The organism is Halorarum halophilum, from assembly GCF_013401515.1.
Lineage (GTDB): Archaea > Halobacteriota > Halobacteria > Halobacteriales > Haloferacaceae > Halorarum > Halorarum halophilum.
This window is the reverse complement of record NZ_CP058529.1, coordinates 3,071,336-3,095,210: the sequence shown is the minus strand read 5'-3', so window position 1 is coordinate 3,095,210 and position 23,875 is coordinate 3,071,336. Positions and strand designations below refer to the sequence as shown.

Genomic DNA, 23,875 nt, shown 5'->3' with positions numbered 1-23,875 from the left:
CGACCGCGGCGGCCGTGAACGCCCCGAGCCGCGCGATGGTGGCCGCGATGGATTTCGCGCCGTCCGTGTGGCGGAACGCGAAGCGGGTGCTCTCGCTGATCGCCACCACGAGGGTCGTGTTCAGGTGATCCCTTCAGCGGGTGCCTCCGCCGCACTCGTTCCCCGTCACCCCCGACGGCCGCCCGGCACAGTCGCTTACAGCGAGGGGACGTTGCCGGATCTCGCGAACGGCTCCACGTCGCCGGGGTCCGCGGCGTCGAGCAGGTCGTTGTTCGCGAACAGGCGTTCGTCGCCCGTGTCATCGAGGGCGATGAACGTCGCCGTCCCGTCGGCGGCGCGCGAGTCGCGAACGGTGATGTCGCGGGCGTTCGACAGGCGGACGGCGGCGTCGTCCCCGTCGCGGTGTGCCTGTCGGCCGACGAACCCGTCCACGAGCAGTCCGTCGACGTCCGAACACGCCAGCCCGTTCCGATAGTAGTCCGGCACGTCGTCGGCCCACGTCAGCGTCACGTCGCGGATCGTGACGCCGCTGACGTTCTCGACGTGGACGCCCGCGATGTCGCTCTCGAAGATCGGGGACATCACCGACGTGGGTTGGAGATCGAAGTTCCCACCCACGAGGTCGGCGTTCTCGCTCCCGGCGAGCTCGATGCGGACGTTCTCGAACGCCACGTTCTCGATATCGGACTCCTCGGACCCGTAGACGAGAGCGCCGTTCTCGCTGCGGGCGACGATGTTCTCGAATCGGACGTTGCGAACCGCGCCGAGGTCGGTGTCCTCGTCGCGGGGGACCGACGAGACGTGAATCGGCTCGCCCTTCCCCCACCAGGGGCCGGGGAGCAGGTTCGAGTCGATGACGATGTCGGCGAACAGCACGTTCTCCAGGTCGCCCGAGTCCCGGTGCTGGATGCCGAGTCCGCGGTTCGACCCCTGGATGACGATGTTCTGGAACGTGCAGTCGCGGATGGTGTCGTCCGTCCCCGACCCGAACTTGATGGCGCAGGCGCTCGAGGAGAGCGTACAGTTCGTGACGGTGACGCCCTCGCACGTCGTCTCCACGTCGGATCGGGCGCCAAATGTGATGCTGTCGTCGCAGGACTCGATGGTGCAGTCAGAGATGTGGACGTTCCTGCTGTCGCCGATGTGGATGCCGTCGCAGTTCGGGATGAGCATGTGGTTGAGGATGTCCACGCCGAGTACGTCCACCTCCTCGCACCCGTGCAGGCTCACCGTCCACGCGGGCATGTCCCGAAGCGTCACGTCGCGCACGGTCACGTTCGTGCAGTCGTCGAACCTGAACATCGGTCCTGGCCTGAAGTCGGGTTTCGCGACGGGCCACCCCTCCGTCCCGCCGCTTCGGGCGAGATACCGCCGACCCTGCCGCGCCTCGTGGGGGCCGTTCGAGATGAGCGGGTGGCTCGTGCTCTCGTTCGAGTGGCCCTGGATCGGCGTGTCCATCCGCATGAACTCCGTGCCGCGGCCGTCGAACTCGCCGTCGCCGGCGATAGTGACGTTCTCCGCGTCCTCCGCGAGGAGGAACACGCGTTCGTCGTCCGGGCCGACGTACTTCGAGGTGAACGCGGACTCCTCCGACGCCGGATACACCACCGTACCGGCCTCCAGGTGGAGCGTCACGTCGCTCTTCAGGTGGATCGTCCCCGTCGTGTACTCGCCGCTGGGAACGACGACAGTGCCGCCTCCGGCGTCCGCGCAGGCGTCTATCGCGCCTCGGAACGCGTCCGTGTGGAGGTCGTCGTCCGATTCGCCGTACTGGGTTACGTCGTACGCGCTCGCTGCGGGCGCCATCTACCCGTTCACACTCCCGGACGTGCCTTTATGATATCGGTGGTCGAAGTGACGCGAGTGCCCGCCACCAAGCCGAACGTCCTTTTCGTGATGACGGACCAGCAGCGATACGACACCGTTCGCGCGTTGGGAAACGCGCGAATCCACACCCCGAACATCGACCGTCTGGTCGACCGTGGCGTCTCGTTCACCGACGCGTACTCGCCCGACCCGATCTGCATCCCCGCCAGACACACCGTCCGGACGGGGTGCGAGGCGACGACGACGGACTTCCTCGGAAACGAGAAGCGGGACGCGAGTCACCTCGAGGAACGCTGCGGCCCGTTTCTCGCCCGGGCGATGCGCGAACGGGGGTACCGGACGTTCCTCGTCGGGAAGTACCACGCCCACCCCCGCGACATCGACCTGGGGTACGACACCCGTCTCAGCGTCGAGGCGTACCGCGAGGACACGGGCCACGAGGTCAAGACCACCGCCCGCGAAGGTGCGATGGTCCACCTCCCCCAGCAGAACCACCTGCCGCCCGAGTCGAACTACGAGGCGTGGACGACCGACCGCGCGGTCGAACTCATCGGGGGCGACGGCCCCTTCTTCGGACTCGTCTCCTACGAACCGCCGCACCCGCCCTTCGCGCCGTCACCGCCGTTCGACCGGATGTACGACCCCGACAGACTCCCCGGCCCCGTCCGCGGTGACCGCGCGGTCGACCACATGGACGAGAAGATCCCCGCCCAGAACTACCACTTCTGGACGACACGCGAGGACGGGATCGACGCGACCACCGTCCGGGTACTCAAGGCGCACTACTACGGGATGATCTCAGAGGTGGACCGCCACATCGGGCGACTGCTGGACGCGGTGGAGTCGCGCGACGACGCCGAGAACACGGTCATTTGCTTCTTCTCGGACCACGGCGAACTCCTCGGCGACCACCACGGGTGGGAGAAGTCGTCGTTCTTCGAGTCGTCCTGCCGGATCCCGTTTCTGCTCAGCTGGCCTGCGGAACTCCCCGCGGGAGTGCGCAACGACGAACTGGTCTCGCTGACCGACCTGTTCGGCGTCGCGACGACGGCGGCCGGAAACCCGGACCTGCGCGAGGGTATCGACGTCGTCGGGATGGTGAAGGACGACGCCGACCCACGCGAACGACTGTACGGGTATCACCGGACGCCCGGACTCGCGCCGAACTTCACGACGATGGTCCGCGAGGGCGACTGGAAGTACGTGTTCATGCAGAACGGGGGGCGCGAGCAACTGTTCGACCTCTCCGCGGACCCGCACGAACTCGACGACCTGTCCGGCGAACGGCCGGAGCAGACGGCCGAACTCCGCGAGACGGCGGCGCGAAAACTCGAGGCGGACGACCGGACTGACTTCGTGGAGAACGGAACCCTTCGGCGGTATCCGTACCAGCGACTCGACATGGGCCGCCTCATCCGCGAACCGTACCCCGAGTCGCCCGAGGACGTTCTCGAGTAGCGGCGAGGAACCGCCTCACGGTCGGGCGATGTCGACCCGCGGCCGTCGTCCCCAGTCGCCGCCTGCCGTGAGTTTATTACCGCCGGTGCAGAGACTCACGCCACCGATGGAGATCACCGACGTCCGTACCATTCGGTTCCGCTACACCGCTCACGTCGAAGCCGACGAGAAGGGCCACGGCCACCCGGGCCCCCCAACCGACGCGACGGGGACGATAACGCACGTCGTCGTCGACGGCGGCCCGGACGGCTACTGCCGCGGCGGACACGAGCGATCGAACGAGCTCGCGAAACGCCACCTCGTCGGGGAGAACCCCCTCTACCGCGAGGAGCTGTGGCAGCGACTCAGTCGCGCCGAGCGGTTGAACAAGGGCACGCTCACCGACAAGCGCGTGGCTCCGATCGACTGCGCCCTCTGGGACGTCGCGGGCAAGCACGCGGACCTGCCGGTCTACCAACTCGTCGGCGCGGCGCGCGACGACGTTCCGGCCTACGGAAGTACGATGGTCGGCGATGACGACCCGGAGGGACTCGGGACGCCCGAGGCGTACGCCGACTTCGCCACAGCGCTCGTCGAGGAGGGGTACCGGGCGGTCAAACTCCACACGTGGATGCCGCCGTTCGGCGAGAGTCCAGACCGCGACATCGAGGCGTGCCGGGCCGTCCGCGACGCGGTCGGGCCGGACGTAGACCTGATGCTCGACGCGCACCACTTCTACAGTCGTTCCGAGGCCAAGAAGATAGGCCGGGCCCTCGAAGAACTCGACTTCCGCTGGATCGAGGAGCCGATGGACGAGCACTCGATGTCCTCCTACGAGTGGCTGTCGAACGAACTCGACATCGCCGTCGTCGGCCCGGAGACCGCGGAAGGCCGGATGCACACCCGCGCCGAGTGGATCAAGCGGGATATCGCGGACATCGTCCGCGTCGGCGTCTTCGACGTGGGCGGCATCACCCCCGCGCTGAAGGCAATCGGCCTCTGCGAGTCGTTCAACGTCGAGTGCGAGATACACGGCCGCGACGCGCCGAATCTCCACCTGCTCGGAACGATGGCGTTCCCCGGCCGGTACTACGAACGCGGGCTGCTCCACCCGAAGCACGACTACGCGACGTACTTCCCCGAACTGGAGGAACTCCCCGACGAGATCGACGACGAGGGCGTGGTCGAGATGCCGCAGTCGCCCGGTCTCGGGTACGAGTTCGACTGGGACTTCGTCGAGGAGAACCGCCTGGACTGACCCCGCGGACGCCACCGACCGGGAACGCGAACCCGCCTTCCGAACCCTCCCCGCTTCCCGATACTGCGACCCGTCCGACTCCGCGGCCGGCGCCTCCTCCGTTCCCCCTCGTCAGCGGTTGTAGGCGCCCCACGCCCACAGGAAGAGGAAGGATCCGACGCTGACGAGGACGAGCGAGATACCCCACACGCCGAACATTCCGGCGATGACGCCCTCCAGCACGAACCGTGCGAGCAGGATCATCAGGGCCCCGGCGGCGACCGCACCGACGAACAGTTTGTGTTCCGATAGCGCGGTCAGGGGTCGCGACCTGGGAGACGTCTCGACGGCCATGGTATCCCGAGCGTTAGACAGCCACTCACAAATAGATGCTGTTCGGACTACCGGAGTTCGCCCTCGTCGTCGACGATGCTCTGACTGTCCCAGTACTCGTGGGACTCGTCCGCCCGGTAGCATCGGGCGCCGTGGCCGTCGTCCGTGGTGATGAGGTCCGGATCCCGCGTGCGGCAGATCTCTCGTGCCTTCGGACACCGGGGGTGGAAGTGGCACCCGGACGGACGGTCGACCGGGTCCGGGATGTCTATCTCTCGGACGGGGAGCTCCTCCTCGCCCTCGTCGCCGTACAGGTTGGGGGTTGCCCACTTCAGCGCCTTCGTGTAGGGATGTTGTGGGTTCTCTATCACCTGCTCTATCGGACCGACCTCGACGATCCTCCCGAGGTACATCACGGCGATTCGCCCGCCGGCCTTCTCCGCGAGGTACCGGGCGTTCGAGAGGTCGTGGCTGATGAACAGGTACGACGTGCCGAACAGCTCCTGCAGTTCGAGCATGAGGTCCATCATCTCGACCCGGAGGCTCACGTCGAGCGCGCTGATGGCCTCGTCGGCCAGGATCAGGTCCGGATTCGAGAGGAGCGACCGGACGAGGACCACCCGCTGTTGTTCGCCCCCGCTCAGCTGGTGCGGGAAGCGGTTGACGAAGTCCTCCGCGGGCGACAGTCCGACCTTCTCGAGGAGCGCGAGGATGGGCTCCTTGCGCCGTTCGCGGCTCAGGTCGGGGTACCACTTCTTCATCGGGAGCATCAGGGAGGTCAACAGGCGCTGATTCGGGTTCAGCGCGCTGCCGGGGTCCTGGTGGATGATCTGGAGCGAGCGCCTGATCTCGGAGAAGGGTATCTCCGGATCACGTTCGTCGCGGGCCTCCCAGATGTCCTGACCGCGGAACGTGACCGTCCCCGACGTCGGGCGCTCCGCGCCGATGATGGCCTTCCCGAGCGTCGATTTCCCGCATCCGCTCTCGCCGATGAGCGCGACCACGTCGTTCTCGCCGATGTCGAGCGAGATGCCGTCGACGGCGCGGACGGTCTCGTTCTCGGAGAACAGGTCGAGGAGCCCGCCGTTGTTCGTGAAGTGGACCGACACGTCGTCGACGGAGACGACCGAGGAGTCGGAGCTCATCGTCGGCCCTCCCCGTCGCTCCGGAGCGGCATCGCTTCGTCCACGTCGTCGTGGTAGAAGCAGGCGGTTCGGTGGCCCGGCGACCGCATCACCATCGGCGGTTCCGCCTGCGTGCACGACTCGTCAGCCATGGGACAGCGCGGGTGGTAGGAACAACCGGGAATCCTGATGACAGGGTCCGGCTTGTTCCCCTCGACGGACCGCATCTCCTCGACGGGGACGTTCAGGTCCGGCGTCGCCTGCAGGAGCATCCGGGTGTACGGGTGCGCCGCGTGGTACAGTATCTCCTCCGTGTCGCCCACCTCCACGATGTCGAACGCGTACATCACCGCGAGTCGGTCCGCGAGCTTGGTCAACAGCGGCAGGTCGTGGGTGATGAAGATGATGGTCAGGTCGTACTCCTCCTTGAGGTCGCGAAGCAGGGAGATGATGGAGCGCTGCATCAGTAGGTCCAGCGCCGCCGTCGGTTCGTCCATCACCAGCACCTCCGGCTCCAGGACGAGCCCGAGCGCGATGAGCGCGCGCTGTTTCATCCCCCCGCTGAGCTCGTACGGGTACGCGTTGAGGACGCGGTCGGGGTCGAGGTAGAGGTCCTCGAGGATTCCGCGCGCCCGGTCCATTCCGGCGTCGACGTCACGGTTGTGGTCCTCCAACGTTTCTGAGAAGTGGCCGCGAACCCGCTTGACCGGGTTGAACGAGCTCATCGCGCCCTGGAACACCATCGCCACCTCCTCCCAGCGAAACTCCTTCAGTTCGCTCTCGGAGAGGTCGAGCACCGAGATCGGGTCGCCGCCGTCGGGCGGGTAGTACGTCACCTCGCCGCTGGTCTCGCCGGGGTCCACGACGGCGTTGAGCAGCGTCGACGACAGCATCGACTTTCCGCTCCCGCTCTCGCCGACGATGCCGAGCGTCTCGTTGCGGTGGATGTCGAGGTCGACGTCGCGAACCACCTTCGACTCGCCACGGTTGGTGCCGAAGGTGACCTCGAGGTCCCGCACTTCGAACACCACCTCCGATTCGTCCCGCGCCGCGTCGTCCGTCCCGGTTTCCGTATCGAGTGTCGAGTTCATTGTCTTACCTTCTCGGTCAGTCGCTTTGGCTGGTGTGCGATGCGTCCTTCTTGGTCGTGTTCGCGTGCCGGGCGCGGAGGCGGACGTTGAACAGGCTGTCGAGTCCCTGCGAGAGGAGGACGAGGCTGAACGACAGGAGGAAGATGCAGAGCATCGGGAACACCATCCAGTGCAGCATCTCCGGCCGCGTCAGCGCGTTCCCCTCGTAGGCCAGGTTCATCATCACGCCCCAGTTGAACGTGGTGAACGGCAGGATGCCGAGGAAGTAGAGCCCGACGGACTCGAAGATGATGCGTCGCGACGTGATCGCGCCGTTGATCATCACGTACGGCATGAGCTGCGAGAGGATGTCCCGGCGGAGAATCGTCGAGAGCGGAATCCCCATGATCTCCGACGCCTCGACGTACGACTCCTCGCGGATGCTGAGCACCTGCGACCGGACCGTCCGGGCGAGCCCCGGCCAGTTGTCGATGCCGAGGAAGACGCCGACGAGGTAGGGGTTCTCCGGCTGGAAGATCGCCGTGATGACGATGATGAGCGGAAGCCCGGGGATCGTGATGACGACGTCCGTGAACGTCATCAGTATCGTGTCGATGCGCTCGCCGTGTTTGAACCCGGAGAGGACGCCGACGACGGCCGCGAACCCGACGCTGACGACGGCCCCGGCGAATATCATCTTGAAGATGCCGGGCGTCGCGTGGATGAGTTGGGCGTGGATCGGCTGGCCGAACACGTCCGTCCCGAAGGGGTACGCGAGCGCCTGGAACGGGGCCGCGAGGACCGGCGCGTCGCCGCTCGTCGGCTTGTCCACGAGGGCGACGCCGACGGTTCCCATGAGGACGAACACCGCCAGGATGGCGCCGCCGAGGAGGGCGCGCCAGTCGTCGCTGGCCACCCGGGCGGGCGCCAGCGCGTTCAGGTCTATCGCTCGCTTGAGCCGAACCTTCCTGGATTCGGGTTCGTGGTCGCTGCTCTCGTCGTAGAGGTTCTGTAGGTCGAAGGTGTCTGATTCGGGGTTACTCATGACTCGTCAACCGAGATTCGTGGGTCGATGAGGCTGTACGTGAGGTCGGCGACGAAGATGGCCGTCAGCGAGATGGCCGTGAAGACGATGAGCGTCCCCATCAACAGCGGGTAGTCCTGGGTCTTCACCGCCTCGAACATCAGCAGTCCCATCCCGGGGTAGGAGAACACCTCCTCGACGATGACGGCGCTGCTGAACACGCCCGCGATACCGATCATGAACTGCGTGTACATCGGCAGTATCGCGTTGTGCCCGAGGTACTGCGTCGCGATTCTCGTGTCGCGGAGGCCGCGAAGTTGCGCGACGCGGACGTAGTCCTCGCCGAGGATCCGTATCGCGTTCCCGCGCATCGAGAGGGCGGCTGACGTGGCGAGCACTCCCATCGAGATGGCCGGAAGCGCGGCATGCTTGACGAGGCTGATCATGAAGTCTGGGTTGTACCCCACCGGGACTCCCGAGCCAATTCGGCCCCCGACGGGGAAGTACGACTGCTCGATCGCGAGGAAGTAGATGAGCACGACGCCCACGATGTAGTAGGGGATGGAGTTGAGCGCGATGACGACGGAGGAGACGCCGGAGTCGAACCGCGACTTCTCCTTGTACGCGGTCAGCACGCCGAGGATGATGCTGAGCGAGTATCCGAGGGCGAACGCGTACAGGCTGATGAACATCGACCACGGCAGCCGCTGGAGGATGAGCGTCGTGACCTTCTCGTTCTTGAAGAACGACCGACCGAGGTCCTGGTACAGTACCACGTCCCTGACGTAGTTCAGGTACTGCACGTGGACCGGTTGATCCGGGTTCACGTTCGTGTACAGTTGAATCAGCGTGTTCAGGCGGTCGATGTCCATACCGGTCGAACCGCTCTGTGAGAGGATGACGCTCTTCATCGCCTCCGTCGGACCGCCCGGCATCGCCTGATACAGCCCGAACGATACCGTGATTGTGACGAAGAACGTCAACAATGCTTGTCCGAGTCGCTTCAACAGGTATCGTGGCGTCACGGGTTAGCATCTCCCGCACGATAGTATAAACGTTTCATTGCGAGGCCTCCGTCGCGAGGGACTTACTTCGAGCTGATCCACCCGTTCTTGAACGAGAACTGGCCGGGTCGGTTCGTGTTGAGCTCCTGGTCGCCCTCGGCCGGCATCGAGAAGTCCTCGACGTCGCCCCAGTACCCCGAGTCCTCCTCGACGAACACGAGGTCGGGAAGCGCGTAGTTGAACCACTGGACGAGCTTTCTGGTGTTCTCTTTGACCTCCTTCTTGGACTCCGACGACGGCAGTTCGTTCATCAGCTTCGCGGGCTGGATCTCCGTTCCGCCGCCCTGAACCTCCTTCGCGCCGACTTCGCTCGGAATGGTCGTCGTGAACGGCTTCCCGGTCGGGCCGGCGTCCCCGCTGGACGGGTCGCCGACTTCGATGCCGTAGAAGTTGTTCGAGAAGTACGCCGTGGGGTGCCACAACGCCTTCGCGACGTGCCAGATCCAGAAGATGTCGGCCTGGTACGTCTGGAGACGCTGGTAGTAGTCCGAGGAACTGACGGTGCTGATCTTCGTCTGGAGGCCGAAGGAGTTCAACTGGTCGTTGAACACCTTCGTCGCCTGCACCTGGATGTTCTCGTTCGAGGTCAGGACGTTGAACGTGAACTGCTTCCCGTCGGGGTCCACCCAGTTTCCGTTCTTCTTGGTGTACCCGGCCTCCTCCATCAGCGCGGTCGCGCCCTCGACGTCCTTCGACGTCGGGTAGTCGATGAGTTTGTCGACGAAGTCCGAGCCGAGGTACTTGTCGTGGATGGTCGATCGGAGCGCGGTCTGCTTCTTCGGCGGCTTGCCGACGGTTCCGGCCTGTCGCATCGCGGCGACCATCGACTCGAGGTCCACCGCGTGGGCGATGGCCCGCCGGACGGGGAGCTTCGCGAGGTGTTCGTTCTTGAAGTTGAAGGTGAACTTCTGCGTCCGGAACCAGTTGAGGCGGTAGACGTTCTGCAGGTTCTCCGGGTAGGAACCCCGCTGGGACTTCGACATGAGGACGTCGGGGTTCATGTCGACCTTGTTGTTCACTGCGAGCGAGTCCACGTCGGCCGCCGTCTCAGGGATGATCCGCGCCTTCGGGATGTCCGTTCGGTCCGCGTACGGGTGGTCCTCGAACTTCTTCAGCTTCGTCTCCGAGGAGTTGAACCCGGTGACCTGGTACAGGCCGTTGCCGAGTCCCTCGTCGATCAGCTGCTGGGTCGTTATCTTCAGGTTCAGCAGTTCCTCGGTCACCGCGTCGCGTTCGCCCTGGTCGGCGGCGTCCTGCAGTTTCGTGAGGTACTCTTTGTAGACGGATCGCGGCGTGTTGACGAACGTCTCCGCGACGTCCGCCTTCATCAGGTTCGGCGCGACGGCGTTCTTGAACGTCCGCTCGATGGTGTAGTCGTCGACCAGCTCGTTGCTCTCGATGGTGGACTTCTCGGGCTGTTGGAGCCTGTCGATCTCGAGGCCGACGAAGTAGTCCTCGGCCGTCAGGTCGTCGCCGTTCCACCACTTGAAGTTCTTCGGGAACTTCAGCGTGAGCGTCCTGCCGTCCACGGTCATCTCCTCGAGGAGGTCCGGCCGGACCGACCCGTCCGCGTACCCTCTGGCGACTTGCTCGAACAGTTGGTCCTGCAGCGTGTGGGCGTAGTTCCCCAGGCTGTACCTGTTGAACTGGACGTCGGTCGGCGGCCGTCCGGCGGGGAAGTCGAGCGTGTCGTCCGCTACTCCGCTCCCTCCGTCGCTCCCGTCGCCGCCCGTATCGCCCGTCGGCGTGGTCTCCGATTCGCTAAAACAACCCGCCAGACCCGCACTGCCCGCGACGGCGCCGTACTTTACGAAGTCTCGTCTGCTCCAACGGCTCAAACTCCTTTTTGCCATGCGTCATCATTTATCATACTATCCATCCTATAAATACATATCGAAATTGCCGGTTTCGGGTGATGTTCCTCGTCCGTGACCACGAACCCCACTCCGTCCGGACGGGCGACGTCCGGTCACGTGCGGTGGATCACCCAGAGCAGGACGACCACGCCGACGAAGAGGACGACGAACGTCGCCAGTTGCACGAGGACGAGCACGTGGGTGCTCGTGCCGGGTTCGACGGCCGTCAGCGACAGCAACAGGAGGAGGATGGACACGGCCGAGATGACGAGTACGTACTTCATCTTCGTCGTATAGTCCCGAAGGATCCCGGCGAGGCGCGGTTCGGACATGGCGGGTAGTCGTCCACGGCCTATTTGATTGTGTTGTCCGCCGAACGTACGTCGTCCGTCGGGGAGTCCCCGTCGGTAGAGTTAGATAATGCCGGTCGTATGCCTCCAGTATGGATCGAGGAGTGGTCCTCGTGGACGATACCGAGACGCACAGGGGGCTCCTGCAGGAGGCCAAACAGTACTCCGTCGGGGCGGACGCCGACCTCGTCCTGTTGGTGACGTTCACCGAGGACGAGTTCGACGAGACCCAGGAGATGCTCGACACCATCGGCAGCGTCGAGAACACGACCTACACGGACGACCAGGTCCTCACTGCAGCCGCGAACGTCGCCGAGGAACTGGCGCAGGACGTCCTCGCGGACGGCGCCGTCCCGTACGAGGTCGTCGCGCGCATCGCCGACGAGGACGAACGGGCGGAGACCGTCGTCGAAGTCGCCGAGGAGACCGGGAGCGACCACGTCTTCGTCCTCGGACGAAAGCGCTCCCCGACGGGGAAGGCCATCTTCGGGGATCTCGCCCAGTCCGTCGTCCTCAACTTCGACGGCTACGTCACGCTCCACGCCGAGTGAGGCCAACGTGGGACTCCCTCGGTCGGCCGCGGACGCGGCCACGACACCGGCCGGGAACGCACGGTCAACGGGTGCCTCACGCGACGCGTCTACGGGACCCCTGGAGGGGCCCGTTCGAGACGCCCGGGTCGGATCGCCGAACTACCACCCGTCCAGCACGACCGAAGTTCAACGTGTCTTGTCCACCACGTAGTCAACGTCGATATCCGACCCGGGGTCGGTCCGCCACTCGAACACCAGATCCCAGACGCCGTCCCCGCCGTCCCACTCGAAGTAGCTCTCCCACGAGTAGGTGGCCGACGTCCCGCCGGTCGCGGGTTTCGCGCGGAGATCGAGCGCCGAGGGTTCGAAGTCCTCCGGCGCTTCGACGCTTCCGGGAACCGAGGCGTAGTCGGAACTTCGAACGCCCTCCACGCGCGCGGCGGGCGAGTCGCCCGACGAGAGGGTGACCTCGCCGGACGCGAACCCGCCGCCGACGTTGTCCCGGACGACGGTCGTGTTCGAGAACGTCCGGATGCTCCCCTCCGTCGCGGCGTCGCGCACGTCGTTTCCGACGATACGGTTGTTGTTCGTGTTCGGCCCGGTCTCCAGGATCCCCCAGGCTTGCTGCGGGTCGTCCCTGTCGTCGTACACGCGGAGGTTGGTCACCGAGACGCCCTCGGCGGGGAACTGCTCGCCGTCGTCGCGCGAGTCGATGCGGACGCCGTCCCCGTTCGTGTTCTTCACGACGCCGCCCTGCACGGTCACGTTCCGACAGTTCTGGATCAGGATGCCCTGTTCCGCCGCGCCCTCGATGTTGACCTCGCCGACGGTCACGTCGTAACACTCGGAGACGCCGAAGACGCCGCGCGCGCCGCCGCGACTCACCACTTCGCCGACGGTGATGTCGTGCGCGCCGTTCGCGACGCGGAACGTGGCGTATCCAGCGGGAACACCGGGTTCGAGGCCGACGATGCTGTTGACCGTCGTATCCGTGGTGTCGTTGAGGAGGACGACGCAACTCGCCGGGTCGACGCCGATCACCTGGTCGATCTGGAGGCGGTCGACGCCATACGTCTCGAACGCGTGGTGGTCGTTCCCCTCCACGTACACCCGGTCGACCTGGATATCGGTCGAGCGGGGCGCGTCGCCGCGGCCGTCGATGCGGACGCCGTCGCTCCTCACGCCGACGATCCGCAGGTCGCCGAGGCGGACCTCCGAACAGCTCGTCAGTCGGACGCCCATGTCCGCCGGTCCCTCGACGACCAGCGATTCGACTTCGATCTGCGATGCGCCCTCCGCCCGCACGACCGGCGGAACCGCCTCGCCGTCGGGAACCGAGAGCGTCACTGGCGCGTCGAGGACGGTGTAACTGGGCAGTTCGATCGACCCGTCGCCCTCCTTCACCTCGCCCGGGGAGGCGACGACCACCTTCTCCTTGGACGTTCGACCGTCGGTGAGGCCGTCGATCGCCGCCCGCGTGACGGGGACGACGCCGTCTCCGCTCGCGACCTCCCCATCGGGGCCGTCGGCGTGGAAGACGCCCGCTTCGTCCCTCCAGACGACAACGTCGGCGTCGCGGGCCGAGGTGTAGACGTGCTGAACGTCGAGTTCGCCGAGTTCGGAGAGGCTGTGGCCGTTCGCGTCCACGTCGCGGTTCCACTGCCTTGCGGAGGAACCGGTCTCCGTCTCTCCGTCGTCGGACCGCGCGTCTGCGGCTGCGTCGCCGGCGAACGCCGAGACGCTTCCGACGCCGAGCAGTGCCAGTACCGTCCGGCGGGTGTACGTCAGGGCGGATCCGGAGTGCTGGTCGGTACCGTCGCTGTGTGAGCTGGGTTCAGTCACGCGCAGCTAATCATTACCATTGCGTAAATAATTTATCTCCGTTACGTTCGTACGAGAACCAGATACGTGACGTTCGAGAACGGAGTGCACGGGATGCGATTACGGAGACGCGGGGGGCGGCGGGAACACGGATAAGTAGGTTGCCGTGCAGGGGGGAGTAGATGGAACGAGACGGGATCCAGTTTCACAACGTCGAAGAGCTGCGAGACGTCGACGGTGACGGTCTCAGACTGCAACGGGTGCCCGAGGACGTTCGAACTCGGCTGAACGACGGGGCACAGAGTCGGATGTGTCACCCCGCCGGCGTCGAACTCCGGTTCGTCCCCGACGAACCCGTCAGCGTGACGCTCTCCTCACGCGTGCGCGACAGCGTGGTCCGTCCGTTCTGGGGCGACTTCCAGGCCACTGGGAGGGAGGTCATCGTCGGTGAGGAGCCCCGGACCATCGAACTCGAACGTCCCGAACAGTTGACCGACCTCCGTCCATCCGTCCGGGATGGGCTCCGGTACGACCCCCGTCTGTGCCGGCTCGTCCTCCCTGGAGAGCACCGCGGGGGGCACGTTCGCTTCCACGGCGTCGAGGGGACCGTCCGCCCGCCGCACGCGTCGGAGGTCCCGTCGGTGCGATATCTCGCGTACGGCACGTCGATAACCGAGGGCGAAGCCCCCGTCAGCGAGACGCTCACGTACGTCAACCAGACCGCGCGACGCCTCGGCGCCGACGCGATAAACCTCGGCTCCTGCGGCACCGCGTACTGCGACGAGGCGATGGCCGAACACGTCGCCGGCCGCGACGACTGGGACATCGCGACGCTCTCCCTGTCGGTGAACATGGTCGGCACGTTCCCGCTCAAGGTGTTCCGCGACCGGGCGTCCGCGATGGTCGACACCGTCGCGGGAGCGAACCCGGACCGACCCGTCGCCCCCATCACGATCTTCCCGAACGCCCGCGACTACCGGACCGACCACGAGGAAGGCGACGAATGCGAACGCTTCCGGGACGCGCTCAGAGCCGTCGTCGCCGACTGCGACCACGACAACGTCCACCTCGTCGAGGGGCCGGACGTCCTCCCGACGGCCGCCGGACTGACGACCGATCTCGTCCACCCCGGCGACGACGCCATGATACGGATGGGGGAGAACCTCGCGCGCGAGCTGACGCCGCTCCTGGCGGGGACCGATTCGTCGGCCTGACGCGTCGGTCGGCGAAGCGATACCCCTCTCCTGGCGATCGACCCCCAGCCTCGTATCGCTCCGCGCTGCCGTGTTCGATAGTGCCGCTGTCGGGGAGAAGTATGTCCGTGACCCGTTGGCCCTGGTTCGGTTCCGGACCGCGTTCGGGTCTACCGTCGTTCGGCCACGACGGGGTTCGTCAGCGTTCCGATACCCTCGATCTCGACGTCGACGGTATCGCCGGGGGCGAGGAGCTCCGGGGGGTCGCGGAAGATGCCGACGCCGCCGGGGGTCCCCGTGGAGATCACGTCGCCGGGTCGCAACGTCGTGATCCCGCTGATGTACTCGACGACCTCCCCGACGTCGAAGATGAACTCCTCGGTGTTCGAGGACTGCTTCGTCTCGCCGTTGACGCGGCAGGCGACGTCCAGGTCGTTCGGATCGAGGTAGCCCTCCGGGACGAGTGTCGGGCCCATCGGGGCGAACGTGTCGTAACTCTTCCCGCGGAAGAACTGCTCGTCATCGAACTGGGCGTCCCGTCCGCTTACGTCGTTGATGGCCGTGTACCCGGCGACGTAGTCGCGGGCGTCCTCGGCGGGGACGTCCCTGGCCGTCCGGCCCACGACGACGCCGAGTTCCACCTCGTAGTCGACCTCTTCGACCTCGGCGGGGTGGACGATGGGATCCCCCGGGTTCGTGACCGCCGTGTCGGCCTTCCCGAACAGGAGCGGCCGTTCGGGCACGTCCTCGTTCTGTTCTTCGGCGTGGTCGTGGTAGTTCAACCCGACGCAGATTATCTTGCCGGGATGCGGAACGGGCGCCAGCACGTCGACGCTCTCCACCGCCACCGAGCGGTCCTCTGCGGCGTCTACTGCGTCCTCGACGACCCGCAGGAACCCAGGGCTGGTCAACTGCTGGTAGGACACGTCCTCGCGGAGTCCGGTGAGCGGTACGATTGCGTCGTCGCGGCGAACGCCCCACTGCGGGGCTCCGCCTCCGGTGTATCGAACGAACTGCATCGAAAGTCGATCCACCCCGGGAACACCTAACTATTGTGTTCCCCAGCTCGGGAGCGGGATGGACGCACCTCGATGCCCGTCGCGCCTCCGAGAACTCGTTCCGGCCCGGTATCGGCGCCGCGGCCCACCGCTGCACCGTCACTCGCTCACTGTCGTCGGAGGTGTTCATCGGTCCCGTGTCCGGTCCAGCGCGTCGAAGTACTCCACATCATCCTCGTCCGTAGGACACCGCGCGTGGACGCACAGCGTCACGGATTCCGAGGATCCGGACCGCATCCGTACAGTCTCCGTCGCACGTTCGCAAAAACAGGCATCCTCGTCGGGAGGGACCGTCAGTCGAACTGCGGGATCACCTCGTCGGCGAACAGCTCCATCCCGGCCGTGTCGGGGAAGTCGACGAACCAGCCCTGGAACTTCGTGACGCCCGCCCCGATCCGTCGCTCGATGGCTTCGGCGCACTCCTCGGGAGTGCCGATGATGAAGTACTCCCGGGCGTCCTCCTCCGTCTCGATCGCCGCCCGGTCCTGGTACTCCTCCTCGAACTGGATCGGCGTCATCAGGTCCAGCAGCCGTTCGAACTTCTCCTCGTCGCGGGTGCAGATGACGTGGCCGTCCCACGAGTACTCGATCTCGTCGGGGTCGCGTCCGACGGTCTCGCAGTGGTCCTCGATGACGCCGATCTTGTGTTCGAGCGTCTCCACGTCGCCGTTGAAGACGTCCGTGTTCCAGACGTCGGCGTGTTTCGCGACCAGTTTGAGCGTGACCTCCTCGCCCTGCCCGCCGACGAGTATCGGCGGGTGCGGGTCCTGCACCGGCGGCGGCGCGCAGTAAGCGTTCTCGATCTGGTAGCGGTCGCCGTCGAAGCTCGCGCCGTCGGTGCCGGCGTCCCACATCCGCTTCATCAGCCGGATGGACTCGTCGAGCCGCATCAGGCGCTCGAAGCCGTCGCGGTACTCCCAACCGTAGGCGTCGTACTCGGGTTCGTGCCACCCGGCGCCGAGCCCGAGTTCGAGACGGCCGTCGCTGACCACGTCCAGGGTGGCCGCCATCTTCGCGACGAGCGCGGGATTCCGGTAGTCGTTACACAGTACGAGCGAGCCGACGTTCACGTCCTCGGTGAACCCGGCGATGGCGCTGAGGAGCGTCCAGCACTCGTACTCCGCGTGGTCGCGCCCGAGCATGAGGTGGTCGGGCGCCCAGACGGCGTCGAAGCCGAGGTCCTCCGCCGTCTCGACCCCCATCCGGGTGGTCTCCCAGTCGAGCTCCTCGTAACACGGCGTGTCCCGGTGGACGGGCTCCGCGTCCGACTGGGGCGCCCCCGCGAACACCGGCACGTTGAACTCGAACGATAGCTCGCTCATCGGGTCACTCCACGGCGAAGTGTTCGAGCGCCTCGCGGTTGAGTTCCGCGCTCACGCCGACCCCTTCGGGGAGGGGGATGGTTCCACCCTCCGCATCCGGCGGGTTCGCGTAGATGGCGTCCGCGTACGTCGACTCGCGGTCGGCTGCCTCCTGCTGGCGCTGCCTGTACCACTCCGGGATGGGGAAGTACTCGGCCATCGGTATGTTGTCCGAGGCCGCGATACAGTGGAGCGTCGGGTTCGTCCCCGAGTGGGGGACGACCGGGACGCTGTACGTGCTCGCCATGTCCGCGATGCGCATCATCTCGGTGATGCCGCCCACCCGGTGGACGTCGGGCTGGAGGATGTCGACCGCCCCGCGGTCGAGCAGTTCCTTGTGCCCGAAGCGGGTGAACTCGTGCTCGCCACCGGAGATGGGTGTAGCCACGTGCTCGCGGACTTCGGCGTACCCGTCGATCTCGTCGGGGAGGACCGGCTCTTCGACCCATGCCACGTCGTACCGGTCCAGCCGTGAGATCATCCGTTTCGCGTACTTCACGGTCCAGCCCATGTACGCGTCGCCGGCGATCTCGATATCGTCGCCGACGGCGTCGCGGACGGTCTCCACGATGCCCTCGTTCTCGCGCATCCCGCGCCGTCCCGCCTCCGGGCCGTACCGGAACCGGAGCTTCATCGTGTCGAACCCCTGGTCGGCGTAGTCCTGCGCTTCCTCGGCGAGTTTGTCGTGGTCGACCGGGTGGAGGTTGCTCGCGTAGGCGGTGATCTCGCTCTCGGTCGGCCCGCCGAGTAGTTCGTAGACCGGCTTGCCGGCCTCCTTGCCGGCGATGTCCCAGAGCGCGATGTCGACGGCGCTGATGGCCTCGATCGCGGCGCCCTTGCGGCCGAACGGGATGGTCGCCCGGTACATCATATCCCAGAGACGCTCGCGTTCGGTCGGGTCCTCGCCGACGATGAGTTTCGAGAGCGTCTCGTCGACGATGGTCTCGATGGCGCCGGTCGCCCAGTTACCCTGGCCGACGCCGGTGATGCCCGCGTCGGTCTCGACCTCGACGACGACGTCCCCGACCGGCCCCATCCACTTCCGGCGGGCCTGGGGGTTGTCGCCGTCGGCGTTGTTGTACTCCTCGAACTTGCTCATCACGGTGACGAGGGGGAACTCGACGAACTCGCCCCACGACTCCGTGCTGACCTTGGTGACTGAGATATCTGTGATTTCCATGGGTGGCGTTGGCTGGTGGCCGTGTACGTGTGAGACGTGCGGAACTCGACCATAAATCTTTGTGAAGGCCCGTGCTCCCGCCGCCGTCGAGGTGCCGGAGGTGCTCGGCCACGATTCGAGACCGGCGAGGCGGTTCCACCGCTCTGGGCTTCGTCCGGCGTCGTGCGGGGTGACGGTCACGTTCCCGAGTCCCGAGAGGGGTCCGTCGGAGCGGTTCCGGGTCGGTTCGTCTCGAACGGCCGTTCCCGTCCGTCGGGAGGTGCCCGCCGCCCGAGCGCGTACTCGAACTCCCACCCACCACGGGTAACAGACCAAAATTATAAGGTCTCCTCCGCGAAACCGCTGTTCGAACGAGCTCCCCCGTTATCGGTGAGCATCTCGCCATACCAATGAAAGCCATCGTGCAAACCGGACCCGAATCCGTCGAACTCCAGAATCGAGACCGCCCAACTCCTGCTGACGACGAGGTACTAGTCCGCGTTCATTCGGCGGGCCTCTGCGGGAGCGACGCGCACGCCTACCGGTACGAGGGCGGCTACGAGTGGGTCCCGATGCCCCGAATCATGGGCCACGAGTACGCCGGCGTCGTGGAGGCGGTCGGCGACGATGTCGAGGAGTTCTCCGTCGGGGAGAAGGTCGTCGAGGAGCCGATCCACGACTGCGGCACCTGCTTCCAGTGTCGGAACGGACAGCCGAACGTGTGCCAGAACTTCTCCATCACCGGGATGCATCGCGACGGCGCCTACACCGAGTACGTGACGGTCGAGGACCAGCACCTCCACTCGGTGCCGGCAGACGTCCCGCTCGAGCACGCCGCCATCACGGAGCCGACGAGCATCGCCGCCCGGGCGGTTCTGACCCAGTCGATGACGACCCCCGGCCACAACGTGCTCGTCGAGGGGCCGGGTCCGATCGGAGTGCTCACGGCCTGCGTCGCGGATTCGATGGGCGCGAACGTGCTCGTCTCGGGGCTCGAACGCGACACCGTCTACCGGCTCCCGCTGCTCGAGGACCTTGGCATCGAGACGGTGAACCTGGAGGAATCCGACCTCGAAGCGCACACCGAGTCGTTCACGGACGGGGTGGGATTCGACGTCGTCTTCGACACCACGGGGCACAGGAGCGGCGTCGAGACCGCGGTCGAGCACGTCAGGAAGGGCGGCCAGGTCGTCGTCGTCGGGCTGCCGGCCGAGCCGAGCGAACTGTACATGACCCCGCCCGTTCGCGGCGAGATCGACATCAACACCTCCTACGGCTCGACGTGGCGCAACTTCGAGCAGGCGCTTCGGCTGATGGACAACGGCGCCATCCAGCCGGGCGTCATCGTCGACTCCTCCTACTCTGTAGACGATCCGACGGCGGCGTTCGAGGCGTTCCTCTCCTCGGAGACCTGCAAGCCGGTCTTCTCGTTCGCGGAGTAGTCCACGGCAGCGGACCTCTCCGACGTGAGTTCCCCTAGTCCCATAGTAACACTCCCGGTGGGCGGAGCCGTTCGTCCAGCCCGTCGGCCGAGTTCGATAAGTTACTTCATCCGGTACACTTCGTCCATCCAGATCCCGCCGTCGCCGTCCTCGAGGATCGGGTCCATCACCTCGTTCCAGGAGGACTGGGCCCTGCTCGACTCCATCACGCGCCGGACTGCCTCGGGATTCTCCACGGTCATGAAGCCGAAGACGTGGCCGTCCTGTTCGAACACGCTGTAGGATTCGATGCCGGCGCCGGAGGAGAGGTACGCCTCCACCAACTCCTCCGGAACGCTCTCGTGGGCTTCGCGGTAGGCGTCACGCTTTCCGTCGACGATCTCGAGGTGAAACGCGATCCGTTCCATGCGAGCGCCCGTTCACGGAACGCCCTCATAGCCGTTTCGCCGGGGAGGCGTATCGAGCGGTCGGCGGGGAAGGCTTTTGAGATGTCGGGGAGTGCACTCACCCAATGATCATCGACAGTCACATGCACGCGTGGGGCCGTCCGAGCCCGGAGCACCCGTGGGTCAACGGCGACATCGTCGATCTCGTGGAGACGTTCGACGTGCCGGCGGTGTACGACGTCGATCGATTGCTGTCCGACATGGACGGGGCTGGCGTCGACGAGGCCGTCGTCGTCGGCTACCCCATCTGCGAGTGGACCGACAACTGGTACACCGTCGAGGCGGCGAGCCACGACCGACTCTCCGGTATCGTCATGGTCGACCAGTTCGCCGACGGCGCCGCCGACCACCTCCGGAACCTGATGGCCAACGACGGCGTGGTGGGGTTCCGCCTCGGCGCCATCTGCCCGTACGACCGGATGTGGGAGACGTTCGATCCAGCGGTGGACTGGCTGCTCGACGCCATCGAGGAGCGGGCGTTCTGGGCGGCTGCGTGGGAGACGGACGCGGTCGTGCAGGTGCTCGCCCATGTCGACCAGCTCGACCAGGTGGTCGCACTCGTCGACGCCTACCCCGACCTGACCTACCTCGTCGACCACTTCTCGCACGCCGACCCCGCCACCCCACCGGACGAGTCCTCGTTCTCGACGTACGCCGAACTCGCGGAGTATGATAACGTGTACGCGAAGCTCTCGGAGGTCCAGCACCGCTCCCGGGAGGCGCATCCCCACGAGGACATGCACGACCACGTCCGGTGGCTCCTGGAGGAGTTCGGCAGGGAGCGGCTCGTCTGGGGCACGGACTACCCGAACGTCAGCGACGTCGCGACCTACGAAGAGTGCGTGACGTGGCTCGAACGGGTCCCGGAACTCGGCGAAACCGACCTCCGTTGGCTTCGCGGCCGGGCGTTCGAACGGGCAGTACGACGATAGTCGTCCGCGCTACGACCTGCTTCGACGGTATCACGTCCCGTGACGGACTGTGAGCGTGTGAGTACTGCTGGACGTCTACTGGCTACGTCATCGATCGAGGCGGACGGATTGCACCGAAGGGGTCCTTCGTTCGTCGGCGACCGGAACCGTGAAGCTCTGCACCGGTTGAAAAAACAGCCCGTCCGGTAATGCCCGACGCCAGGTCGGCGTCGGTGCCGTCGATCTGCCCCTCGCGGTACGTTGCCTGGACGATCCTCCTCGCAGTACGTCGCCTGGACGAGGGCGTGTGACAGTGTGCCGTCCGGCGATACCAAACGTTTATGCGTTCACTCACGTGTTGTTGTGGCAATGACGGTGTCAGACCCGCTCCGGGTGAAATCGGCCGGAACGACGTTCGCGATCGTCGAGGCGCTCAAACAGCTCGACCGGCCCAGTATCGCGGAGGTTGCCGACCACGTCGGCGTGCCCAAGAGCACCGCACACGATCACCTCAGTACGCTCGTCGAACTCGAGTTCGTCGTGAAAGCCCCCGACGGCTACCGGATTGGCACGCGGTTCCTGGAGTACGGCGGCTACGCGCGGGAGAACATGAAGGTGTATCGCGTGGCGCGGCCGGTCATCAACCGCCTCGCCGACGAGACGGGCGAGCACGCCAACCTCATGATCGAAGAGCACGGCCTCGGTATCTTCCTGTACAAGGCCAAGGGGGAGGACGCCGTCACGCTCGACACCCGACCCGGAATGCGCGTCCCGCTCCAGACTGCCGCCATGGGGAAGGCGATCCTCGCTCACATGCCCCAGTCGGAAGTCGACCGTATCATTTCCGAGCGGGGACTGCCGAAGGTGACCAGGAAGACGATCACGGACCGGGAGACGCTCTCCGACCAGCTTGCCGAGATTCGGGAACGGGGGTACGCCACGGACGACGAGGAGCGCATCGAGGGTATGCGCTGCATTGCCGCGCCGATCCTCGACCGCAACGACGAGATTCTCGGCGCGGTGAGCGTTTCGGGCCCGATGAGCCGGATGCACGACGACCGGTACGAGAACGACATCCCGCGCCAGGTCCAGAGCGCGGCGAACGTCATCGAGGTCAACATGACCTACTCCTGACGGCGCTGATGCCGTCCCCAAACCCCCGCAGCGGTCGTCCATCGGTTCGACCGTGGACCGACCCCGGTTCGAGATGCGTCCGCCATCACCGGACGCCGGACGTCGTTACAGTAGTAGACCCGTAATACCCGGGTTCGCGGCAGATCGACAGCGACCGGTGGGCGGGCCGACGTTCTCCTCCCGTTCCGAGACTCTCGGACGGTACCTTCAAAAGCGGGATCGTCAACCGTCGTCTTCTCCCCGAACCAGTCGATCCGAGAGGGGCCTCACTCGAACCGTATCCGGCCGAAGTGCTCCGGGGAGTGGTACTCCGGTGTCGGCGTCGGAAGCGGGTTCCACGTCGCCTTTCGGTGGTCCGGGACGCCGCTCCGGTAGAAGTTCCCCCGCCAGACGGCGTCGTGCGCTATCGACACCGGTCGACCGGTGAACGACTGGAGAGTCGCCTCCGGAATGCGTACGGCCAACCACCACCCGTTGTCGTCCTCCGACGGCGTTCTGGTCGGACCGGGCACGGACGTCTCGACGTCGATCTCCCCGGCGAGCATCGGCGACACGAGGTCGCGACCGACTCCCCGCTCCCGCCACGCCGGCTCCTGCCACCCCAGTTTGAACGTCCCGCAGCAGTTGGCCTCGAAGTTGAGGTACTTCCCCTCGGCATCCGGGCCGGGGGTGGCGAAGAACTCGACCGAACTGTCCTCGAACGTCGGGCCGTTGAGTTCGGTCACCTCCGCGCGCATCTCACGGTCCTCGACCTGGAACTGCAGGAACAGCGCGTCCTCGTCGTGGAGTGCGCGGACGACCGTTCCGGGCCCATCCCCGTCGTCCGACCACGAGAACCGGTCGATCTCGCCGGCCTTCGCCCGGTCCCAGGCGGTTCCGTTCACCTCGCCCGACAGCTGGACGCCGTCCGGTTCGTACCGCACTTCGTACGTTCGCATCGTCCGGCGCGTCGGCCCCGGCCCCCTTAAGTCGACTGGAGCGTCGGTCCCACACGTCGAACCACCCCTCGGCCAGCCCGAGCGCGTCGCGTCGGTCCCCCCGCCGATCGAACGCCATCTGTGGGCGTACCTGCCCTCAGTCGGGCGATCAGAGAGCCGGCATCCGTGCCGGCGTCGACTGAATCCGATGCAGCGCGGCGAAGCCCTCACCGCTATCGTTCGATTGTTACGTCTGCCATTTTCCCCCTCGAGGCGTTCCCCGCTCGCGAATCCGGGGTGCCGTCCGGGCCTGATCGACCGCTTCCTCGGTGAGCCAGCCGTTCTCGGCCCTCTCGGGACGATTGAACGGAGGGAACTCCGAGCTCCTGGACTGAGGAGTTACAGTAGTAGTGTTGTAATCTCACGTGGTACGTTTCGAGTTCCGTCCCCCCCTGGTGGGGGACGGGACCGTTTAAACGGCGATCCCGTTTCCGCTACGGGAACGGTCATCGAAGAAACCACCTCGTGGTTCCGGCAGCAGTTGTACGGGTTTCTGAAGAACTGGCCGATAAAGCCAG

At 66.0% G+C, this 23,875-nt stretch carries 21 protein-coding genes; 7 read left to right on the top strand and 14 right to left on the bottom strand.

Annotation, left to right across the window (positions count from 1 at the left end):
* Positions 1 to 195: 195 nt before the first annotated feature.
* Positions 196 to 1,806 carry a glycoside hydrolase family 28 protein gene (locus HUG10_RS15515; RefSeq protein WP_179170435.1) on the bottom strand — a complete coding sequence of 537 codons (1,611 nt, stop codon included), beginning with the start codon at positions 1,804 to 1,806 and terminating at the stop codon, positions 196 to 198.
* 30 nt (positions 1,807 to 1,836) lie between these two features.
* On the opposite strand from HUG10_RS15515, the gene HUG10_RS15510 reads away from it, so the two are divergent.
* Both HUG10_RS15510 and HUG10_RS15505 read left to right on the top strand, forming a co-directional pair.
* Complete coding sequence (locus HUG10_RS15510) at positions 1,837 to 3,285, top strand: sulfatase family protein (protein WP_179170434.1); 1,449 nt, start codon at positions 1,837 to 1,839, stop codon at positions 3,283 to 3,285.
* A gap of 106 nt (positions 3,286 to 3,391) precedes the next feature.
* Entirely contained in the window at positions 3,392 to 4,522 is a 1,131-nt protein-coding gene (locus HUG10_RS15505) for an enolase C-terminal domain-like protein (protein WP_179170433.1), read from the top strand.
* Between the two features lie 111 nt (positions 4,523 to 4,633).
* Here the strand turns inward: HUG10_RS15505 and HUG10_RS15500 are convergent, their stop codons facing one another.
* The 7 genes from HUG10_RS15500 to HUG10_RS15470 form a co-directional block, all read right to left on the bottom strand.
* On the bottom strand, positions 4,634 to 4,855 hold the full coding sequence (locus HUG10_RS15500) for a hypothetical protein (protein WP_179170432.1): 222 nt from the start codon (positions 4,853 to 4,855) through the stop codon (positions 4,634 to 4,636).
* Between the two features lie 47 nt (positions 4,856 to 4,902).
* Entirely contained in the window at positions 4,903 to 5,979 is a 1,077-nt protein-coding gene (locus tag HUG10_RS15495) for an ABC transporter ATP-binding protein (protein WP_179170431.1), read from the bottom strand.
* Positions 5,976 to 7,049 (bottom strand): ABC transporter ATP-binding protein, encoded by a 1,074-nt coding sequence (locus HUG10_RS15490; RefSeq protein WP_179170430.1) that lies wholly within the window; start codon positions 7,047 to 7,049, stop codon positions 5,976 to 5,978. Before HUG10_RS15490 ends, HUG10_RS15495 begins: the two co-directional genes overlap by 4 nt.
* Positions 7,050 to 7,065: 16 nt before the next feature.
* Positions 7,066 to 8,073: an ABC transporter permease gene (locus HUG10_RS15485; RefSeq protein ID WP_179170429.1), complete on the bottom strand. Its 1,008-nt coding sequence runs from the start codon at positions 8,071 to 8,073 to the stop codon at positions 7,066 to 7,068.
* Positions 8,070 to 9,077, bottom strand: coding sequence for an ABC transporter permease (locus HUG10_RS15480; protein WP_246310159.1), 1,008 nt, complete (start codon positions 9,075 to 9,077; stop codon positions 8,070 to 8,072). Before HUG10_RS15480 ends, HUG10_RS15485 begins: the two co-directional genes overlap by 4 nt.
* A gap of 62 nt (positions 9,078 to 9,139) precedes the next feature.
* Entirely contained in the window at positions 9,140 to 10,954 is a 1,815-nt protein-coding gene (locus tag HUG10_RS15475) for an ABC transporter substrate-binding protein (protein WP_246310158.1), read from the bottom strand.
* Between the two features lie 131 nt (positions 10,955 to 11,085).
* On the bottom strand, positions 11,086 to 11,304 hold the full coding sequence (locus tag HUG10_RS15470) for a hypothetical protein (RefSeq protein ID WP_179170427.1): 219 nt from the start codon (positions 11,302 to 11,304) through the stop codon (positions 11,086 to 11,088).
* Positions 11,305 to 11,414: 110 nt separating this feature from the next.
* Between HUG10_RS15470 and HUG10_RS15465 the strand changes: the two genes are divergently transcribed.
* The gene (locus tag HUG10_RS15465; RefSeq protein ID WP_179170426.1) at positions 11,415 to 11,873 is read left to right on the top strand and encodes a universal stress protein; all 459 of its coding nucleotides are present in this window, start codon (positions 11,415 to 11,417) and stop codon (positions 11,871 to 11,873) included.
* Positions 11,874 to 12,041: 168 nt separating this feature from the next.
* Here the strand turns inward: HUG10_RS15465 and HUG10_RS15460 are convergent, their stop codons facing one another.
* Positions 12,042 to 13,697, bottom strand: a complete 1,656-nt coding sequence (locus HUG10_RS15460) for a right-handed parallel beta-helix repeat-containing protein (protein ID WP_246310157.1) — start codon at positions 13,695 to 13,697, stop codon at positions 12,042 to 12,044.
* 161 nt (positions 13,698 to 13,858) lie between these two features.
* Between HUG10_RS15460 and HUG10_RS15455 the strand changes: the two genes are divergently transcribed.
* Positions 13,859 to 14,890, top strand: coding sequence for a GDSL-type esterase/lipase family protein (locus HUG10_RS15455; RefSeq protein ID WP_179170425.1), 1,032 nt, complete (start codon positions 13,859 to 13,861; stop codon positions 14,888 to 14,890).
* A 149-nt stretch (positions 14,891 to 15,039) separates the two neighbouring features.
* Here the strand turns inward: HUG10_RS15455 and rhcF are convergent, their stop codons facing one another.
* The 3 genes from rhcF to HUG10_RS15440 form a co-directional block, all read right to left on the bottom strand.
* Positions 15,040 to 15,888, bottom strand: coding sequence for a 2,4-diketo-3-deoxy-L-rhamnonate hydrolase (gene rhcF / locus HUG10_RS15450; protein ID WP_179170424.1), 849 nt, complete (start codon positions 15,886 to 15,888; stop codon positions 15,040 to 15,042).
* A 332-nt stretch (positions 15,889 to 16,220) separates the two neighbouring features.
* Positions 16,221 to 17,249, bottom strand: coding sequence for an LLM class flavin-dependent oxidoreductase (locus HUG10_RS15445; RefSeq protein WP_179170423.1), 1,029 nt, complete (start codon positions 17,247 to 17,249; stop codon positions 16,221 to 16,223).
* 4 nt (positions 17,250 to 17,253) lie between these two features.
* Positions 17,254 to 18,468: an enolase C-terminal domain-like protein gene (locus tag HUG10_RS15440; RefSeq protein WP_179170422.1), complete on the bottom strand. Its 1,215-nt coding sequence runs from the start codon at positions 18,466 to 18,468 to the stop codon at positions 17,254 to 17,256.
* 389 nt (positions 18,469 to 18,857) lie between these two features.
* Here HUG10_RS15440 and HUG10_RS15435 point away from each other — a divergent pair, with 389 nt between their 5' ends.
* The gene (locus HUG10_RS15435) at positions 18,858 to 19,889 is read left to right on the top strand and encodes a zinc-dependent alcohol dehydrogenase (RefSeq protein ID WP_179170421.1); all 1,032 of its coding nucleotides are present in this window, start codon (positions 18,858 to 18,860) and stop codon (positions 19,887 to 19,889) included.
* Positions 19,890 to 19,990: 101 nt separating this feature from the next.
* On the opposite strand, the gene HUG10_RS15430 is transcribed toward HUG10_RS15435, so the two are convergent.
* Entirely contained in the window at positions 19,991 to 20,296 is a 306-nt protein-coding gene (locus HUG10_RS15430; RefSeq protein ID WP_179170420.1) for an L-rhamnose mutarotase, read from the bottom strand.
* A gap of 107 nt (positions 20,297 to 20,403) precedes the next feature.
* Between HUG10_RS15430 and HUG10_RS15425 the strand changes: the two genes are divergently transcribed.
* Together HUG10_RS15425 and HUG10_RS15420 are read left to right on the top strand one after the other, a co-directional pair.
* Complete coding sequence (locus tag HUG10_RS15425) at positions 20,404 to 21,267, top strand: amidohydrolase family protein (RefSeq protein WP_179171107.1); 864 nt, start codon at positions 20,404 to 20,406, stop codon at positions 21,265 to 21,267.
* Between the two features lie 354 nt (positions 21,268 to 21,621).
* Positions 21,622 to 22,380, top strand: coding sequence for an IclR family transcriptional regulator (locus HUG10_RS15420; protein ID WP_394354995.1), 759 nt, complete (start codon positions 21,622 to 21,624; stop codon positions 22,378 to 22,380).
* A 266-nt stretch (positions 22,381 to 22,646) separates the two neighbouring features.
* Here the strand turns inward: HUG10_RS15420 and HUG10_RS15415 are convergent, their stop codons facing one another.
* Positions 22,647 to 23,318, bottom strand: a complete 672-nt coding sequence (locus HUG10_RS15415; RefSeq protein WP_179170418.1) for a carbohydrate-binding family 9-like protein — start codon at positions 23,316 to 23,318, stop codon at positions 22,647 to 22,649.
* Between the last annotated feature and the right edge of the window lie 557 nt (positions 23,319 to 23,875).